Source organism: Streptomyces sp. NPDC102437, from assembly GCF_044765565.1.
In the GTDB taxonomy this organism is placed as follows: Bacteria; Actinomycetota; Actinomycetes; order Streptomycetales; family Streptomycetaceae; genus Streptomyces.
Map to the genome: position 1 here is coordinate 72,331 of NZ_JBIWKI010000007.1, position 17,884 is coordinate 90,214.

16 protein-coding genes and 2 pseudogenes are annotated in these 17,884 nt (G+C 70.5%); 14 read left to right on the forward strand and 4 right to left on the reverse strand.

Translation table 11 applies throughout. The features are described 5' to 3' along the window. Positions 1 to 134: 134 nt before the first annotated feature. The 3 genes from ACIRJP_RS11380 to ACIRJP_RS11390 all read left to right on the forward strand — a co-directional run bounded on the left by ACIRJP_RS11380 (position 135) and on the right by ACIRJP_RS11390 (position 3,638). Complete coding sequence (locus tag ACIRJP_RS11380; RefSeq protein WP_404171309.1) at positions 135 to 578, forward strand: helix-turn-helix transcriptional regulator; 444 nt, start codon at positions 135 to 137, stop codon at positions 576 to 578. A gap of 10 nt (positions 579 to 588) precedes the next feature. Continuing rightward, positions 589 to 999 (forward strand): VOC family protein, encoded by a 411-nt coding sequence (locus tag ACIRJP_RS11385; RefSeq protein WP_404171312.1) that lies wholly within the window; start codon positions 589 to 591, stop codon positions 997 to 999. Positions 1,000 to 1,241: 242 nt separating this feature from the next. After that, positions 1,242 to 3,638: an ATP-binding cassette domain-containing protein gene (locus ACIRJP_RS11390; protein WP_404171315.1), complete on the forward strand. Its 2,397-nt coding sequence runs from the start codon at positions 1,242 to 1,244 to the stop codon at positions 3,636 to 3,638. Between the two features lie 118 nt (positions 3,639 to 3,756). Here the strand turns inward: ACIRJP_RS11390 and ACIRJP_RS11395 are convergent, their stop codons facing one another. From ACIRJP_RS11395 to ACIRJP_RS11405, 3 genes and pseudogenes are all read right to left on the reverse strand, one after another. Beyond that, positions 3,757 to 4,293 carry a TerD family protein gene (locus ACIRJP_RS11395; protein WP_351262455.1) on the reverse strand — a complete coding sequence of 179 codons (537 nt, stop codon included), beginning with the start codon at positions 4,291 to 4,293 and terminating at the stop codon, positions 3,757 to 3,759. 170 nt (positions 4,294 to 4,463) lie between these two features. Next, positions 4,464 to 4,589 carry a hypothetical protein gene (locus tag ACIRJP_RS11400; protein ID WP_404171320.1) on the reverse strand — a complete coding sequence of 42 codons (126 nt, stop codon included), beginning with the start codon at positions 4,587 to 4,589 and terminating at the stop codon, positions 4,464 to 4,466. Between the two features lie 8 nt (positions 4,590 to 4,597). Then, a pseudogene (locus ACIRJP_RS11405) lies at positions 4,598 to 5,065 on the reverse strand (hypothetical protein); the annotation flags it as partial. A 99-nt stretch (positions 5,066 to 5,164) separates the two neighbouring features. Here ACIRJP_RS11405 and ACIRJP_RS11410 point away from each other — a divergent pair. The 8 genes and pseudogenes from ACIRJP_RS11410 to ACIRJP_RS11445 all read left to right on the forward strand — a co-directional run bounded on the left by ACIRJP_RS11410 (position 5,165) and on the right by ACIRJP_RS11445 (position 12,112). After that, positions 5,165 to 5,770 carry a YdbC family protein gene (locus ACIRJP_RS11410; protein ID WP_404171323.1) on the forward strand — a complete coding sequence of 202 codons (606 nt, stop codon included), beginning with the start codon at positions 5,165 to 5,167 and terminating at the stop codon, positions 5,768 to 5,770. Between the two features lie 188 nt (positions 5,771 to 5,958). Further along, positions 5,959 to 6,425, forward strand: a pseudogene (locus ACIRJP_RS11415) (transposase); the annotation flags it as partial. 46 nt (positions 6,426 to 6,471) lie between these two features. Then, complete coding sequence (locus ACIRJP_RS11420) at positions 6,472 to 6,894, forward strand: hypothetical protein (RefSeq protein ID WP_404171326.1); 423 nt, start codon at positions 6,472 to 6,474, stop codon at positions 6,892 to 6,894. Positions 6,895 to 6,950: 56 nt separating this feature from the next. Continuing rightward, positions 6,951 to 7,610 (forward strand): histidine phosphatase family protein, encoded by a 660-nt coding sequence (locus tag ACIRJP_RS11425; RefSeq protein ID WP_404171329.1) that lies wholly within the window; start codon positions 6,951 to 6,953, stop codon positions 7,608 to 7,610. A gap of 12 nt (positions 7,611 to 7,622) precedes the next feature. Further along, positions 7,623 to 8,540 carry an ADP-ribosylglycohydrolase family protein gene (locus ACIRJP_RS11430; protein ID WP_404171332.1) on the forward strand — a complete coding sequence of 306 codons (918 nt, stop codon included), beginning with the start codon at positions 7,623 to 7,625 and terminating at the stop codon, positions 8,538 to 8,540. Positions 8,541 to 8,757: 217 nt separating this feature from the next. Beyond that, positions 8,758 to 10,488: a DUF4153 domain-containing protein gene (locus ACIRJP_RS11435; protein WP_404171335.1), complete on the forward strand. Its 1,731-nt coding sequence runs from the start codon at positions 8,758 to 8,760 to the stop codon at positions 10,486 to 10,488. 241 nt (positions 10,489 to 10,729) lie between these two features. Beyond that, positions 10,730 to 11,440 carry a ribonuclease HII gene (locus ACIRJP_RS11440; protein WP_404171338.1) on the forward strand — a complete coding sequence of 237 codons (711 nt, stop codon included), beginning with the start codon at positions 10,730 to 10,732 and terminating at the stop codon, positions 11,438 to 11,440. 60 nt (positions 11,441 to 11,500) lie between these two features. Further along, on the forward strand, positions 11,501 to 12,112 hold the full coding sequence (locus ACIRJP_RS11445) for a hypothetical protein (RefSeq protein WP_404171341.1): 612 nt from the start codon (positions 11,501 to 11,503) through the stop codon (positions 12,110 to 12,112). Between the two features lie 72 nt (positions 12,113 to 12,184). On the opposite strand, the gene ACIRJP_RS11450 is transcribed toward ACIRJP_RS11445, so the two are convergent. Further along, positions 12,185 to 12,814 (reverse strand): hypothetical protein, encoded by a 630-nt coding sequence (locus ACIRJP_RS11450; protein WP_404171344.1) that lies wholly within the window; start codon positions 12,812 to 12,814, stop codon positions 12,185 to 12,187. 401 nt (positions 12,815 to 13,215) lie between these two features. Here ACIRJP_RS11450 and ACIRJP_RS11455 point away from each other — a divergent pair, with 401 nt between their 5' ends. From ACIRJP_RS11455 to ACIRJP_RS11465, 3 genes are all read left to right on the forward strand, one after another. Then, positions 13,216 to 15,375 (forward strand): RecQ family ATP-dependent DNA helicase, encoded by a 2,160-nt coding sequence (locus tag ACIRJP_RS11455; protein ID WP_404171347.1) that lies wholly within the window; start codon positions 13,216 to 13,218, stop codon positions 15,373 to 15,375. A 220-nt stretch (positions 15,376 to 15,595) separates the two neighbouring features. Further along, positions 15,596 to 16,894, forward strand: coding sequence for a DUF4192 domain-containing protein (locus ACIRJP_RS11460; RefSeq protein ID WP_404171350.1), 1,299 nt, complete (start codon positions 15,596 to 15,598; stop codon positions 16,892 to 16,894). A 165-nt stretch (positions 16,895 to 17,059) separates the two neighbouring features. Then, positions 17,060 to 17,824 (forward strand): NUDIX domain-containing protein, encoded by a 765-nt coding sequence (locus tag ACIRJP_RS11465; RefSeq protein ID WP_376425870.1) that lies wholly within the window; start codon positions 17,060 to 17,062, stop codon positions 17,822 to 17,824. Positions 17,825 to 17,884: the final 60 nt, after the last annotated feature.

The window sequence follows — 17,884 nt, forward strand, 5'->3', positions numbered from 1 at the left end:
CCGGGTGGCTGAACCACAGCTCGGGAGGGCGTCGACTTCTGGTCGGCGCCCTTCCGGCGTGTCCCGCGCGCGAGTCCTCCGGGCGAGGACCGGTTCGGGTGCGGCGGCTCCTGCGGTGTGGCACCATCTCGCAGATGACCAGCAGACCCGACGAGGCACAGCGCCTGAGCGACCTTGCGCTTCTGCGTCGCGTTCGTGACCGGATGGACCGGGAGTTCGACCAGCCGCTGGACGTCGAGGCGCTCGCCCGTGGCGTGCACATGTCGGCGGGGCACCTGAGCCGTGCGTTCCGGCAGGCGTACGGCGAGTCTCCGTACGGCTACCTGATGACCCGGCGCATCGAGCGTGCGATGGCGCTGCTGCGGCGCGGTGATCTCAGCGTCACCGAGGTCTGTTTCACGGTCGGCTGCTCGTCGCTGGGCACCTTCAGCACACGCTTCACCGAGCTGGTCGGCATGCCGCCCAGCGCCTACCGCCGCGAGGCGGCGCGGGCCACCGCGGGCCTGCCGTCCTGCGTCGCGAAGCAGGTGACCAGACCGATCAGGAATCGAGAAGCGCGGCCCCCGGGCCACGATTAGCGTGACGCTCATGGACCTCACGATTCACACGAGCTTCCTTCCGCACGACGACCCGGACGCCGCGCTGGCCTTCTACCGCGACATCCTGGGCTTCGAGATCCGCAACGACGTCGGGTTCGGCGGGATGCGCTGGATCACGGTCGGCCCCACCGGTCAGCCCGGCACGTCGATCGTCCTGCACCCGCCGGCCGCCGACCCCGGCATCACCGAGGACGAGCGCCGTACCATCACCGAGATGATGGCCAAGGGCACGTACGCCATCATCACCCTGGCCACCCCCGACCTCGACTCCACGTTCGACCGGCTGCAGGCCGGCGGCGCCGAGGTCGTCCAGGAGCCGACCGAGCAGCCGTACGGGATCCGAGACTGCGCCTTCCGCGATCCCGCGGGTAACCTCCTCCGCATCAACGAGGTGCGTTGAACCGTCCGGCGATCACAGCCACGACCCGCACATGAGCCGCTGCGGGAAGCCTGTGACGGAACCAGTGACGAAGCCGGTGCGATCCGGTCTCAGCAGGCTTTGCCCGATGACGCACCGCTGATATCGACCCGGGCGACGCAGACGGAGACCGCCACGGCGGCTCCGCGACGCACCGCTGACATTGACCCAGGCGACGCAGACGGAGACCGCCACCGCGGCTCCGCCCGACAGATGGAGACACGATGAGCATGGCCAAGAGGACGGACCCGCAGTCGCCTGCGCCGCACGCCGCCGACAGCCACGACCTGATCCGCGTGCACGGCGCGCGGGTCAACAACCTCAAGGACGTCAGCATCGAGATCCCGAAGCGCCGGCTGACGGTGTTCAGCGGGGTCTCCGGTTCGGGCAAGAGCTCGCTGGTGTTCGGCACCATCGCCGCGGAGTCGCAGCGGCTGATCAACGAGACGTACAGCGCCTTCGTGCAGGGCTTCATGCCGACCCTCGCGCGGCCCGAGGTCGATGTGCTCGACGGTCTGACCACCGTGATCACTGTCGACCAGCAGCGTCTCGGCGCCGACCCCCGGTCCACGGTCGGCACCGCCACCGACGCCAACGCGATGCTGCGCATCCTCTTCAGCCGGCTGGGCAAGCCGTACATCGGCTCGCCCCAGGCGTTCTCCTTCAACGTCGCCTCGGTCCAGGCGAGCGGCGCGTTCAAGGTCGACCGCGGCGCCGACCGGACCAGGACCGTCAAGCGGACCTTCACCCGCACCGGCGGCATGTGCACGCGCTGCGAAGGCCGGGGCACGGTCTCGGACATCGACCTCACCCAGCTCTACGACGACTCCAAGTCGCTCTCCGAGGGCGCGTTCACCATCCCCGGCTGGAAGTCGGACAGCTTCTGGACCGTGCGGGTCTACGCCGAGTCCGGACTCCTGGACCCGGACAAGCCGATCCGCAAGTTCACCAAGAAGGAGATGCAGGACTTCCTCTACCGGGAGCCGACCAAGGTGAAGGTCGAGGGGGTCAACCTCACCTACGAGGGTCTGGTCCCCAAGATCCAGAAGTCGTTCCTGTCCAAGGACAAGGAGGCGTTGCAGCCGCACATCCGGGAGTTCGTGGAGCGGGCGGTCACCTTCACCACCTGCCCCGACTGCGAAGGCAGCCGGCTCAGCGCCGAGGCCCGGTCGTCGAAGATCGGGAAGCTGAGCATCGCCGACGCCTGCGCGATGCAGATCAGCGACCTTGCGGAGTGGGTGCGCGGCCTCGCCGATCCGTCGGTGGCCCCGCTGCTCGCCGCGCTGCAGCGGACTCTCGACTCGTTCGTGGAGATCGGTCTCGGCTACCTCTCGCTCGACCGGCCGTCGGGCACGCTGTCGGGCGGCGAGGCGCAGCGCGTCAAGATGATCCGCCACCTCGGCTCCTCGCTCACCGATGTCACCTATGTCTTCGACGAGCCCACCATCGGCCTGCACCCCCATGACATCCAGCGGATGAACGACCTGCTGCTGCGGCTGCGCGACAAGGGCAACACGGTGCTCGTCGTGGAACACAAGCCGCAGACGATCGCGATCGCCGACCACGTCGTCGACCTCGGCCCCGGGGCGGGCACGGGTGGCGGCACCGTCTGCTTCGAGGGCACCGTGGAAGGGCTGCGCGCCGGCGACACCGTCACCGGTCGCCATCTCGACGACCGGGCGGCCGTCAAGGAGACGGTGCGCAAGCCCACCGGGGCCCTGGAGATCCGGGGCGCGAGGGCACACAACCTGCAGGGCGTCGACGTCGACATCCCGCTCGGCGTGCTGACCGTCGTCACCGGCGTCGCGGGTTCGGGCAAGAGCTCGCTGGTGCACGGGTCGGTTCCCGCGGGCGCGGATGTGGTCTCGGTCGACCAGGGCGCCATCCGCGGTTCGCGGCGGAGCAACCCGGCGACGTACACCGGGCTGCTCGACCCGATCCGCAAGGCGTTCGCAAAGGCCAACGGTGTGAAGCCGGCGCTGTTCAGTCCCAACTCCGAGGGCGCCTGCCCGACGTGCAACGGCGCCGGTGTGATCTACACCGATCTGGCGATGATGGCGGGCGTCGCGACCATCTGCGAGGAGTGCGAGGGGAAGCGGTTCCAGGCGTCGGTGCTCGACCACCACTTCGGTGGCCGCGACATCAGCGAGGTGCTCGCGATGTCGGTGACCGAGGCGGAGGAGTTCTTCGGCGCCGGCGAGGCGCGCACACCGGCCGCGCACAGGATCCTGGAGCGGCTCGCCGACGTCGGCCTCGGCTACCTCAGCCTCGGCCAGCCGCTCACCACGTTGTCCGGCGGTGAGCGTCAGCGGCTGAAGCTGGCGACGCACATGGCCGACAAGGGCGGCGTGTACGTCCTGGACGAGCCGACCACCGGCCTCCACCTCGCCGACGTCGAGCAACTGCTCGGTCTGCTGGACCGGCTCGTCGACTCCGGAAAGTCCGTCATCGTCGTCGAGCACCACCAGGCGGTCATGGCGCACGCCGACTGGATCATCGACCTGGGCCCCGGCGCCGGTCACGACGGCGGCCGGATCGTCTTCGAGGGCACCCCCGCCGACCTCGTGGCCGCCCGCTCCACCCTCACGGGCGAGCACCTCGCGGCGTACGTCGGCTCCTGACCGACGGGCCTCGCGGCCTGCACCGGCTCCTGACCGGGGCCTCGCGCGGACGTGCGACACGACTGCGCGAGGCCCTAACGGGACGTGCGCCCACAGCACTTGGGCGGACCGCGGCGTGTCACGCGCCGGGCGTACGGTTCCCCATCGTCGCGGCGAACGAATCGGGGTCGCCGTCGAAGCCCCGAACCGTACCGTGGAACTCCCAGACCCCGGAGGCGCCCCGGACGAACTCGGCCACGGTCGCCGCGGTCGCGGCGCCCACCGCGGAGAAGTCGTCCTCCGCCAGGCTCGTGTATCCCTCCCGGACCTGAACCGCGGTGTTCGCTATCTCGGCGAAGGTCTTGTGACCGTCGCGCTGCTGGATGGCCACCCCGACGAGCACCCGCGAGTACGAGGTCGACAGCCGGTTCAGTTCCAGCGTCATCACCTCGTCGAAGCCGAAGCCCTGCCCGGTCCGGCTGTCGCGGTCGAGGATGATGGTGCCGTCCGGCGACCGGCTGTCGAAGTGCACGAGGTAGGCAGGGCTGCCGTACGGCGCTTCGGCGAGGTAGGTCGCCGCGATTATGTCGAGGTCATGGGGCGGGGCACCATGAGGGCTGGGATCCCATTTGAGTCTGACCTCGACCTTCTCGATGTCCTTGTTGGGTGTGCTCATCGGACTTGCCTCCCTGGCTTCCGCTGGGCCGTCGGGCCGTTCGCATCACCCGATCATGTCCGTAACCGACCGTGTATCCAACCGGCTTGGATTTCGGCGATGGAATCGGGCCATCGGACCTCCGGGCATGGGGACGCAGGTGCACGGGGGCATCGGACCGCCGTACCGGCTCAGTGCGGTATGCGGCTCGGCGGTCGCTGCCGCACCTCGTCGCGGAAGTCCTCGATGGCGCTGCTGACCTGACGGATCAGATGGGTGTCCTCGATGCGGTCGAGATAGCGGCAGTTGCGGGCCACCCCCTCCTGCTGGCCAGATCCTCCTCCGGGGTGCCGAGGCCGGACTCGTCGCCGCGCATCAGGATGTCCGTACCGCCGTCGACCAGGACGACCGCGTCGATGTCGCACTTCTCGATCAACGCCAGGTAGGCCGCGCGAAGCGGCTGTACGCCGACCAGGGAGAAGGCGTGGACCGTGCTCGGGTAGCCGTGCAGATCGAGCCACTGGGAGAGCGTCCGTTCCGGGAAGTACACCTGGTGGAGGGCCGTTTCGGGGGTGATGGCGGCGACGTCCGGGGCGAGCCAGGAGTCGAGAGGCAGTCCTTCGAGGGCGCTGAACGAAAGATTGGCCAGCCGTACCTGCTTGCCCTGGTGGAACAGGGAGAGCGCGAGGGGGAGTCCGGCGTAGATGTCGAAGCCGCCGCCGGCCCCCGCGACGAGGACACGTTCCGCGGATTCGAGCCGTGCGAACAGTGGGTTGGTGTGCAGCTGGGCCATGGGGATCATTCTGCGGTCAACGACGGTCGCTCCGGGCGCACTCCACCGGACTCCGTGGGAGCGTGACTCGCGCCGCGCCGTGCACCGTACGATGGCGCGGTGCTGGTCAAGTGGATTCGTTGCACCGTGGTGGACCGTCGAGGTTTTGAACGGGGGCAGCGGAAGTGGGCGGAGCTGCCGGGTGAGCCCGGGTTCAGCGGTCAGGGCGGCGGGTGGAGCCGTGAGCGTCCGGACGTGGCGCACATCTTCGCCTTCTGGGAGAACCGCGTCTTCTACGACTCGTTCATGGCGCGCGCGCACGACGGCATGGCCGCCGCGCAGTCCGGTACCTACAGCGGTATCCAGGTCAAGCTGTTCGAGCACCGCTTCGATGTGAAGACGGGTTTCGAACCGCGCTTCACCGATGCGGATGTCGTCCGGGTGGCGCACAGCAAGGTGCGCGAGGACCGGGTGGAGCACTTCGCGCTGATGCAGGAGCGGGTGTGGAACCCGGCGATGGCCGGATCGCCCGGCATGTTGCGAGGGGTGTTCGGGGAAGCGCCGGGCGATGAGTTCCTCGTGTTGTCCATGTGGCAGTCGAGCGCGGAGCGTGGCAAGTACCGTGCGGGGAGCATCGAGCGGCTGTCGCAACGCACACAGATCGAGGACGATGTGGCGGAAGTGGCAGGCGATGTCGTGCAGTTGGAGCCGTCGTGGACGGTGTGACCGATGTGACCGGTGCGAGTGACGCGACCGGTGCGACTGTTGTGGTCGAGCGAGCGGCCTGACAGGACCGGCGTCAACGGGTGGCGCCGGAATGCTCCGCGGCGCACTCCACGGTGAAAAGCGGGGCAGCCGTGCTCCCCGGGCCGGTCAGGACGGCGTCACGGACCGCTGCCCGGGTATGCGCGGTTCCGCTCCCCGCGTGGCTGTGGTCGTCGGCCACCGTCCTGTCGGGGGAGGGCGTCGACCTGCGCCCGCAGGCGTTCCTGCGCAGATTCGACCTGGAACACACTTTTTCGGATGATCAAGCAGACGCTGGGCTGGACCCGTCCCAGGCTCCGCACCCCGGAGGCGGCGGACCGGTGGACCTGGCTGGTCATCGCGGCCCACACCCGGCTCCGCCTCGCCCGGCCGCTGACCTCCGCCGCCCCTGTGAGAAGCCGGCCGAGCCCGGCCGGCTCACACCCGCCCGGGTCCGCCGGGGGTTCAGGAACCTCCGCACCAGCTTGCCCTGCCCGGCCCGTGCGCCGAACCATCGCGGCCAGGCCCCGGTCGCCCGCTCGGCCCGAGGAACAAGCAGCCCGCCACCCGCTACGACGTGGGCAAGACCGTCAGACGCCCGGGCACCTTGATCGAACGTGATCAAGCCCGGCCGTGAGGCCATGATGTGGGTCTGTCAGTGGCGCCGGGCAGAATGCACTCCCGTGAGCCTCCACTACGAAGTCGTCTTCACGTGCTTCCTCCGGGACGACACGCCCGACACGGTCCTGGCAGCCCTTCGATGGCACCTCGGCCTGGCCCCCGGGCGCCCAGCAGAGCTCGACGCGCAGGAGCACTCGTATCCACTGCTCTCCCCGGATCCGGACAGTCGCCTGCCAGGAGGCGATTTCGTGTCCCTACGACGCCAGTCCCGAGGCTTCACGCCCGGTGGTGAGCTCCACGCATGGGGACTGTTCAGCCGCAACCTCTGGCTCGACGACATGATGGGTGACCTCTACACCGTCCTGGACCTGCTCGCACCCCACGTCGAAGAACCTGGCTACAGCGGGTACTTCCGGGAGGAGTTCGACACCGAGCCGACCGTCTTCATGTTCCGAGACGGCACCTTCGGGCCACTGAAACTCTGAATCCAGTTCGGTCCCTGAACGCCGAAAGGGTCAAAGAACGAGCTTAGGGTCGGTACATGGCACGACCGCAACGCATTGTCCTCGTCAGGCACGGGGAGTCCGAGGGCAACGCCGACGACACGGTGTACGAGCGCGAGCCGGACCATGCGCTGAGGCTCACCGCGACAGGGCTGAGGCAGGCCAGGGAGACGGGCGTGCGGCTGCGCGAGCTGTTCGGCGGCGAGCGGGTCAGCGTGTACGTCTCGCCCTACCGCCGCACCCACGAGACGTTCAGGTCCCTCGGCCTGGCCCTGGAGAACGTGCGGGTGCGCGAGGAGCCGCGGCTGCGCGAGCAGGACTGGGGAAACTGGCAGGACCATGACGACGTGCGCCTTCAGAAGGCGTACCGGGACGCGTACGGCCACTTCTTCTACCGCTTCGCGCAGGGGGAGTCCGGCGCCGACGTGTACGACAGGGTCGGGGCTTTCCTGGAGAGCCTGCACCGGAGTTTCGAAGCCCCCGACCATCCGGAGAACGTCCTGCTGGTCACGCACGGGCTGACCATGCGTTTGTTCTGCATGCGGTGGTTCCACTGGTCGGTCGCCGAGTTCGAGTCGCTGTCCAATCCGGGCAACGGGGAGACCCGCGCGCTGATACTCGGAGCGGACGGGCGCTACACCCTTGACCGGCCGTTCGAGCGCTGGCGTATCCCTGAGCCGTACGGCATCACCGGATAGAGTGGGAGGGCGATGACAACCGCTGACTCTGCTTCCGGCCAACGGGCCCTGCGCGCACTGGCCAGCCTGCGCGGGCTCTCCGTGGGCGACGCGCTGGGCTCCCAGTTCTTTGTGCCCGTCAACTATCCGCTGCTGAAGCGGCGCGAACTTCCGTCCGGCTCCTGGCAGTGGACGGACGACACCGAGATGGCGTGTTCGGTGCTGGCGGTGCTGGTGGAGCACGAGCGGATCGACCAGGACGCACTCGCCCGTTCCTTCGCCGATCACCATGACTTCGACCGTGGCTACGGCCCCGCCGTGAACCGGCTGCTCAGGCTGGTCAGGGAAGGCAGTGACTGGCGGGAGCTGGCGTCCGCGCTGTTCCAGGGTCAGGGGTCCTGGGGCAATGGCTCGTCGATGCGCATCGCGCCGCTCGGCGCCTGGTACGCGGACGATCCGGAGCAGGCCACCCACCAGGCCGAGATCTCCTCGTACACCACGCACCAGCACCGCGAGGCGGTCGTGGGCGCGATGGCTGTCGCAGCGGCAGCCTCACTGGCTGCGGCGACGACCGGGCCGCCCACCCCGGCGGAACTGCTCGACGGCGTGATCGCGCTCGTACCGCGCAGCGCCGTCGGCGCCGGGCTGCGCCGGGCACGGGACATGCTCGACTACTCGGACGCCGGGACGGTCGCAGCGGTCCTCGGCAACGGTCGGCGTACCAGTGCACATGACACCGTTCCGTTCGCGCTCTGGTCGGCGGCGCGGAGCCTAGGCGATTTCGAGCAGGCATTCTGGGTGACCGCCCAAGCGGGCGGCGACGTCGACACGACCTGCGCGATCGTCGGCGGGGTCGTCGCGGCGGGCAAGGCGGGCGCGCCACCGGCCGACTGGACGGCACGCACGGAGGAGCTGCCGGACTGGCTTCCGCGGCAAAACAGCGGCTCCTGAATCGCCGAGGGGACGGGCGCCGACCCCTGCCACCGGACTGTCACGGTACTGCCACAGCTCCTCCCCGCCCGGTTCGCGACAGCGAGCGGAAGCTACTCTTTCGGCCACGCCGCCGTCGATGATCATCCAAACGGGCGTGCGCCGAAAATGAGACGCCGGGGTGCCCCAGCCGCTGCCCTGCGGGCGGTGTGCGCGGACCTCGGTGGGGAGGGGTCCCATGTCCGATCACACGTCACGAACGCCCCGGCCGGCAGACGAACCCGAGCCGCCCGAACTGTCGGGGCAGGCCGGAACGTCCGAGCCGACCGCATGGTCGAAGGCTTCGCTGCCCGAGCCCCGGAGCACTGCTCCCGAGCCGCCGAAAGTGCCCGTCCACGCGCAGCAGGGCGGGCAACCGTACCCGCCCGACCCATGGCGGCAGGGCAGCTCTCAACAGGTCTCCGCGCTGTCGACACTGCGCCCGGCGGCGCCCGCCGCCATTCGTGGCGCGACGCTCTGCTGCGTCGTCGTCACGGCCGTGCTGAGCGCTCTGTTGCTGGGCGACGGTCTCGGTCCGAACGCGCTGATCGTCGCGGTCCCCGCAGCGCTCGGGGCATACTTCGCCGCCCGTACGGCCGGGCGCCGCCTCCGCCCGTGGACGGCCTTCTGGGCGGTCGGCGGACTGGCGCTCCTCGCCGTCCCGGCGCTGAGGGACGCCGGCTGGCCCGTCTTCCTGGCTGTGGTATCGGCCATCGCGCTGGGCTCGCTCGCCCTGCACGGCAGCCGCAGCTGGCTCGGGGTGTTCCTGGGCTCGCTCGGTCTGTTCAGCGCCATCGCGGACGGTCTGGCCTGGGGCGGTCGGGGCGTGCACGCGCTGACGGCGGGTTCCCGCGGCCGGCTGGGGGTCGTTCTGCGCAGCGTCGCGGTGGCGGTCGTGCTGCTCATCGTGTTCGGGGCACTGTTCGCGAGCGCCGATGCCGCCTTCGCCGATGTGCTCGGCGATCTGATGCCCGACGTATCGCTCACCGGCAGCCCGTGGCGGTTCCTCCTCTTCCTGGTCGGGCTGATCGGCGCGCTCGCCGCCGCGTACGCCGCAGCCGCTCCGATCCGCTGGGACGGCCTCACCGTCCGTCCGGGGAAGGCCCGCGGCCGGGTGGAGTGGGCACTGCCGCTCATCGTGCTGAATCTGCTGTTCGCCGTCTTCATCGCCGTTCAGCTCACCGTGCTGCTCGGCGGATACGACAAGGTGATGGCCGAGACCGATCTCAGCTACTCCGAGTACGCCCGGCAGGGCTTCTGGCAGCTTCTCTGGGCCACGGTCCTCACGCTGCTGGTGATCGCGCTCGCCCTGCGCTGGGCCCCTCGGGGAAAGAGCAGCGACCGCACTCTCGTCCGGACCGTGCTCGGCGTGCTGTGCCTGCTCACCCTGATCGTCGTGGCCTCCGCGCTGAGGCGGATGGACCTCTACGTCGACGCGTACGGCCTGACACGGCTGCGGATATCCGTGGCCGCCGTGGAGCTCTGGCTGGGGGTGGTGCTCGTCCTGATCATGGCCGCCGGGGTGTTCGGCGCCCGCATGCTGCCACGTGCCGTGGCCGCGAGCGCGGCCGTCGCCGTCCTCGCGTTCGGACTGATCTCGCCCGACGGGCTGATCGCGGAGCAGAACGTCCAGCGCTACCGCGACGACCACTCGATCGACGTCGCCTACCTCAAGGACCTCTCGGCCGACGCCGTACCGGCCCTGGACACACTGCCCGAACCACTGCGCTCCTGCGCGCTCCTGGGCATCGAACGGTCACTGCGCTCCGACGACGTTCCCTGGTACGCCACCAGCTGGGGCGAGGAACGGGCCCGCGACATCCTGAAGCGACACCCGGCCGATCCGACGCAGCCCTGCACCGGATCGCGTACGGGCATCGGGGGCAGCGACCGCGACATCGACGAAAGCGATCCGTACGACCCGTACTGAGCCGGTTCGGTACCTCCGTACCGAGCGAGTTCCAGTAACCCCCGTACCGAGCGAGTACTGACCGGGCCGAGCCACGCCCCCGTGGCCCGGCCCGCCGTACTCACCGGCCTCGGCGCCGCCCCCTCCGGGGCGCCCGGGATACGGAACATCGGCCTCCACGGCCGCGCCGCGAGTACGCGGCGGACCGACGGGCGCCCCGGGGTGTTGTCGGCCGCCCCATCGGCGTACGCTGACAGGCGCCATGCCGTACGAACCACCCACGCACACCGTCGAGCGCTCACTGCGCGCCACCACCGGTGCCAAGACCGTCGCCGGTGTCGATGAGGTCGGACGCGGAGCGTGGGCGGGACCGGTCACAGTGTGCGCGGCCGTCACCGGCCTTCGCAGACCTCCCGCCGGACTCACCGACTCCAAGCTGATCAGCCCCAAGCGCCGTGCGGAGCTCGCACCGTTGCTGGAGCGCTGGGTCACCGCGTTCGGTCTCGGCGACGCCTCTCCAAAGGAGATCGACGAGCTCGGGATGACGGCCGCGCTGCGCCTTGCCGCCGTACGCGCCCTCGAAGCCCTGCCGGTGCGGCCGGACGCGGTGATACTCGACGGCAAGCACGACTACCTGGGACAGCCCTGGCAGGTCCGCACCGTGATCAAGGGCGACCAGTCCTGTATCGCGGTCGCGGCCGCTTCGGTGATCGCGAAGGTCCACCGGGACGGGATGATGGCCGAACTGGGCGCGGATTCCGGCGAGTACGCCGCATTCGCCTTCGAGGCCAACGCCGGTTACCCGTCCCCCGTACACAGGGCCGCGCTGGAGGAGTGGGGGCCGACACCCCACCACCGCCTGTCGTGGTCCTATCTCGACGCGCTGCCCAGGTGGCAGCACCTCAAGAAGGTCCGCATCTCCGCCGAGGCGGCTGCACTGGAAAGCGGGGGCCAGCTCGGCTTCGACTTCTGATCGCGCACATGTACCCACCCGCCGACGCCCCGTGCGCCGGCGTTTGATAGACAACCACCCATGCCTCTCATCCCCGAGGAGCCTCAGATTCACGAGAGCGCCCAGGGTCCCCGCGTCACTCCGGCCGCAGGCCGCACCGCGTCGACCCCCCGTCCCGTACCCGGCCCGCGTTCAGCGGTCACGCCGCGCCCCGGTCGTCCCGGGCCCGGCCCCGCGAGGCCCGCGCCCCCGGCGCAGCGCCCGCATCCCACCCCCGGCCGCCCCCAGGCGGACCGGCAGGAGAATCGTTCCGCACCGCAGATCCAGCTGATCCCCGCCTCGGCGGACGGCGCACTCGACGCCGCCGACGAAGCGGTGGACCTGCTGCTCGACTCCGGCCGGGCACCGGGCGACATCCTGGTGCTGACCACCGGTGAGCAGCACCCGTGGGCCGCGCACGAACTCTCCTTCGGCGAGGCTGCCTACTGGGCGCAGCACGAGGCCGGCGATGACGTCTTCTTCGCCGGTTCCGCAGCCGCGGACCGGGTGCGGAACCGCCCGGTGGTGATCGTCGCCGTCAACGGCGGTGACGCCGCCGGCGTGCTGACCGGTGCGCGGGAACGCGCCGGAGCACTGCTGATCGTGTGCGGGGACCCGCAGTGGATCAACGCGGTGCTCGGCGCCGGAGTCTGATCCGCGGGGCGTATCCGGCCGTGGCCGCGAACCCGGCTGCCCGATGGGGCGGCCGGGTTCGCGGGCCGTGGGTCAGCGGGCCGCGGTGTGCCGCAGCGCCTGCGCCGCGCCGCCGCCGGTCCGCAGCGGGGCCGGATCCTGATCCAGCGAGGCGTCGGCGAGAGCGGACGGCTGCGACATGGAGTGGGGACGGCGCCCGCCACGGCCTTCGCCCAGCACCTGCCAACCGCCGCGGGTCAGCGTGATGTACGGGCCGCACCGCAGTCCGTGCAGGGTGCAGGCGTCCCGCAGGCCCCACATCCACGCCCCGTCCTCCTCCGTCCAACGCTCGTCGCCCTCACGGCAGTAGAGAAGCACCGCGGTACGGACGGGGGTGCGGCGGCGGAGATCGTGCGGGATGACCCGGCGCAGATGCGCCAGCAACGCGTTGCGGAACTCCCAGCCGTCCGAGGCGGTGGAGCGGCGGGCGAACGAAGCGCTGGCCGTGAGGCGTTCCTCATGGTCGAGCACGGCGACCACAGCGGTCGCCGGGGTCGGCCGGTGCCGGGCGTGCAGGCCGCTGACGACCTCGCGGGGGCTGCGCAGCAGCGGTATGCCGGCTTCGGCCCACTCGGCGGGCTCGAGCATCCTGGCGAGACGGTTGGCGGAGTCGGCGGACGCCGACATCGAAGTGGCTGCGGACGGAGCGAATCCGAAGGTCACGATCCTCCCTTCGCATACGCGCCCATGGTGCGGGCAGGGTCGAGTGAGGGCGCACCGCGGCACAGCCCTTCCGGGCCGCGAAAGGGACTGTGCGGGGAGCGAGGCCAATTCTTCCTGGCGTATCGGCAGGCGGCAACGAGCAATTGGCGCAGCTGACGGGAATCGGCCGAAATGACTCTGATATCCCTGCCCACGCCGAGCCCGGACGACGCCTCCCGCCACACCTGAACGGCGAGGACCAGCGGAAACACCGATCCGCCCCGCTCGGCTGCCCGTCAGATCCCGGATGATCCCCGAGCGCTCCCCGCGCCGGGGAACACTTGGCCGAACGGTCCTCTGTGAGCTGTGGGTCACGTGGGGTGAAGTGGCCGATTGTCCGAGGCATCGGGTTGCATGGGGGCATGGACAACCTGGAGCTCCGCGCCGAAGCCGATGACATCCTTGCCGAGCTCGTCGGTGACCCCGGGGGCTCGGCGCGGCTGCGGGAGGACCAGTGGCAGGCGGTGGCGGCTCTGGTGCGGGAGCGCCGCCGTGCGCTGGTGGTACAGCGCACGGGCTGGGGCAAGTCCGCGGTGTACTTCGTCGCCACCGCCCTGCTGCGCCGGCGCGGCTCCGGGCCCACGGTGATCGTCTCGCCGCTGCTGGCGCTGATGCGTAACCAGGTCGAGTCTGCGGCGCGGGCCGGTATCCGTGCACGCACCATCAACTCGGCCAACCCGGAGGAATGGGACACCATCTACGAGGAGGTCGAGCGCGGCCACACCGACGTTCTCCTCGTGAGTCCGGAACGCCTCAACTCGGTGGATTTCCGCGATCAGGTGCTGCCCAAGCTCGCGGCCACCACCGGCCTGCTGGTGGTGGACGAGGCGCACTGCATCTCCGACTGGGGCCATGACTTCCGTCCCGACTACCGCAGGCTGCGGGCGATGCTCGCCGAGCTCGCCCCCGGCGTGCCGGTGCTGGCCACCACGGCGACCGCGAACGCGCGGGTCACCGCGGACGTGGCCGATCAGCTGGGCACCGGCGCGGGCGAGGCCCTGGTGCTGCGCGGTCCGCTGGAGCGGGAGAGCCTTCGGCTGGGTGTGGTCCGGCTGCCGGACGCCGCGCACCGCCTGGCCTGGCTCGCGGAGCACCTGGACGAGCTGCAGGGTTCGGGAATCGTCTACGCCCTCACCGTCGCGGCGGCCGAGGAGGCCACCGCCTTCCTGCGCCAGCGCGGCTTCCGCGTGGCGTCGTACACGGGGAAGACGGAGAACGCCGACCGCCTGCAGGCCGAGGCCGACCTGCAGGAGAACCGGGTCAAGGCACTGGTCGCGACTTCGGCCCTGGGCATGGGCTTCGACAAGCCCGACCTGGGCTTCGTGGTTCATCTCGGCTCGCCGTCCTCGCCGATCGCCTACTACCAGCAGGTTGGTCGGGCAGGGCGCGGCGTGGCCCACGCCGATGTGCTGCTGCTGCCGGGCAAGGAGGACGAGGCCATCTGGCGCTACTTCGCCGATACCGCCTTTCCGCCAGAGGAGCAGGTTCGACAGACACTCTCGGCCCTCGCCGCCGCGGGGCGGCCGCTGTCCGTGCCGGCCCTGGAGGGGGTGGTGGACCTTCGGCGCACCCGCTTGGAGGCGATGCTGAAGGTGCTCGACGTCGACGGCGCGGTCAAGCGCGTGAAGGGCGGCTGGACGGCCACAGGAGCCGAGTGGGTGTACGACGCCGAACGCTACGCGTGGGTGGCTCGGCAGCGGGCAGCCGAACAGCAGGCCATGCGTGACTACGCGAGCACGTCCCGGTGCCGGATGGAGTTCCTGCGCCGGCAGCTGGACGACGAGGGGGCGGCGCCATGCGGCCGCTGCGACAACTGCGCCGGTGCCTGGGCCGATTCGGCCGTTTCGGCGGACACCTTGATGGGTGCGACGAAGGAACTGGACCGCCCGGGGGTGGAGGTCGAACCGCGCCGGATGTGGCCGACGGGGATGCCCGCACTGGGCATCGAGCTCAAGGGCCGTATCCCGGCCAAGGAGCAGTGCTCCCCCGGGCGTGCCCTGGGGCGGCTCTCGGACATCGGCTGGGGCAATCGGCTGCGCCCGCTGCTGGCCGAGAACGCGCCCGACGGGCCGGTCCCCGACGACGTCCTGAAGGCCGCGGTGGCGGTCCTCGCCGACTGGGCGCGTTCCTCGGGCGGCTGGGCGCCGAATGTCCCGGACGCCACTGCCCGGCCGGTGGGAGTCGTCGCCGTCCCGTCCCTGACCCGTCCGCAACTCGTCGGCTCCCTGGCCCAGGGAATCGCGACGATCGGTCGCCTCCCTTTCCTCGGCACCCTGACGTACACCGGGGCGAGCGGCGCGCACACGGCACGCCGCAGCAACTCCGCCCAGCGACTCAGGGCGCTCTCCGGCGCCTTCGCCGTCCCCGGGGAACTGGCCGACGCCCTCGCCCGTACTCCCGGCCCCGTCCTGCTCGTGGACGACTGCACCGAATCCGGCTGGACCCTCGCTGTCGCCGCCCGGCTCCTGCGCCGGGCGGGGAGCGACCAGGTCCTTCCACTGGTCCTCGCCGCGGCAGGCTGATTCCGGCGACAGCCGTTGCACCGGCGATCGACCAGCCGTTCCCGCCGACGAGTCGGGCAGGTACGGAGGTCGGCCGCGGCGCTGGGCTCTGCGCGGATCATGTGGCTCATGTCCCCATGCAACCCGGTGGGTAGGACAGACGGCCAACGCCCCGCGACCCCTGTGGACAAGTTATCCACAGGGGGTCGCGGAATCCGGCCGCTCGCGGGACGGTCGTGCCATGAACCAGCACCACGAATCCAACGGTCCGGCCGACGAGCAGCAGATCACCCTCCGAGGACCTGCCGAACTCGCCGATGCTCTCCCGTATCTCATGGGGTTTCACCCGAACGACAGCGTGATCATGGTTGCCCTGCACGGCGGCAGGGGCCGCTTCGGCGGGCGGCTCAGGCTCGGCATCCCGCAGTCGCAGCAGGAATGGGCGCCCGTCGCCGAGCAGCTCGCCGAGTGCCTGATCAAGGGGAGCGAGCGGCGTGGTGAACGTCCTGACGCGATCGTCATCTTCCTCTGCAAGGATCCCGCCGAGGGCGAGTCCGGCAGCCAGGTCATGGAGCGGCTGCGACCACTCGCCCAGCGTCTGCGTACGGCCTGTGGCGGGCTGGACGTACCTGTGCTCGAAGCGCTCTGCATCTCCGACGGCCGGTACTGGTCCTACTGCTGCCCGGACGGGCGGTGCTGTCCGGCGGAGGGGAACCAGCTGGCCATGCCCGGCACCTCGGTGATGGCGGCCGCTGCCGCTTACGCGGGCATTCAAGTGCGCGGAACGCTGAGGGACATGGAGGCGCGGCTCGCGCCTCTGACCGCCTCGGCGGCAGCGGGCCAGCAACGCGCACTCGACTCGGCGGGTGCCGAACTGATGCCCAAACTCCTCGACGAAGCGGGACGCGAGGATGTGGCCCGCGAGACCCTGGACCTGGCCCGGAGGCTCATGAAACGCCTCAGGGAGGCACCGGTGGCGGCACCGTCCGCCGCGGACATCAGCGATGACCGGCTGATCAGTCACGACGAGGCAGCCGCAGTGATCCTCGGCCTGCAGGACCGGGAGACCCGCGACAGGGCAGCGGAGTGGATGGAAGGCCCGGAAGCCGATTCGGCGCTGCGGCTCTGGCGCGCACTGTCCCGTCGTTGCGTGGCACCGTACGAGGAGCATGCCGCGGCGCCACTGACCCTGGCCGGATGGGTCTCGTGGTCGACGGGCGACGAACCGGGTGCGCGGGTCGCTCTGGGCCTCGCTCTGCGGATGGACCCCATGTACACCTTCGCGCAACTGCTTCACGAGGCGTGCAACCAGGGCCTCGACCCGGAGACCCTGCGCCGATGCCTGCGCGGGGAGCGCAGTGCGCGGACGGGGCGGCGCGGGCACCGGACGGACCGGGGTACGCGCCCCCGCACGGCACGGCCGATCACCGCGCGCCGGAAGAAGCCCCCGTCCGGCGCCACCCGTCCTGAACCGGCGGCCACCCGGCGCGGGTCCAGGCAAGCCACCCCCGGTCGTCGCACATCCCGTGACGAGGATTGACCCGCACACTCCGTAGCCGTAGCCGTAGCCGTAGCCGGTGGCGGGTGCAGGCTTCGATTCTCGGCCGGCTCGGCTCCTGCCGCCTCGGACGTGCTCTTCCATGAGCTCTTGGAAGAGCACCGCGAAGGGAGTGTTTATCGTCAGGCAGACGACTATGATCACGGCATGCCGCCCTACGACCCGTCGACCTTCCCGCCCTTCGCTGTCACCGTCGACCTGGTCGTGCTCACGGTGCGCCGCCACGCGCTCTGCGCGCTGGTGGTACGCCGTGGTGAGCCACCGTTCCAGGGGCGGTGGGCGCTGCCCGGCGGATTCGTCAGAGCCGATGAGGATCTCGGTGCCGCAGCAGCGCGCGAGCTCGTCGAGGAGACCGGTCTGTGTGCCCAGGATCCGGCGGCCCCGGCGGTCGGGAACGGCGCCCACCTCGAACAGCTCGCCACCTACGGCGACCCGGGTCGTGACCCGCGGATGCGAGTCGTCAGCGTCGCCCATCTCGCCCTGGCGCCCGATCTGCCGGCCCCACGGGCGGGCGGCGACGCGAACAGTGCGCGATGGGCGTCCGTCGAGGACCTGCTCGGGGCGGACGGGAGCCTCGGCCACGAGGACGAGAACCAGGCCCCGCTGGCCTTCGATCACGCGCAGATCCTTGCCGACGGGGTCGAACGAGCCCGCTCCAAGATCGAATATTCCTCCCTGGCCACCGCTTTCTGTCCGCCGGAGTTCACGGTCGGCGAGCTCCGGAGGGTGTACGAGGCGGTGTGGGGAGTGGTTCTCGACCCGCGGAACTTCCATCGCAAGGTCACCGGCACCCCCGGCTTCCTGATGCCCACCGGCGGGACGACCACTCGCCAGGGCGGCCGTCCGGCCCAGCTCTTCCGGGCTGGCGCGGCCACCGTGCTCAATCCTCCGATGCTGAGGCCGGAAGTCTGACCTCGCGGAACGCCCACAGGACTGGCGCTGCGCAAAAAGTCGGATATGTCGGGTTATCTT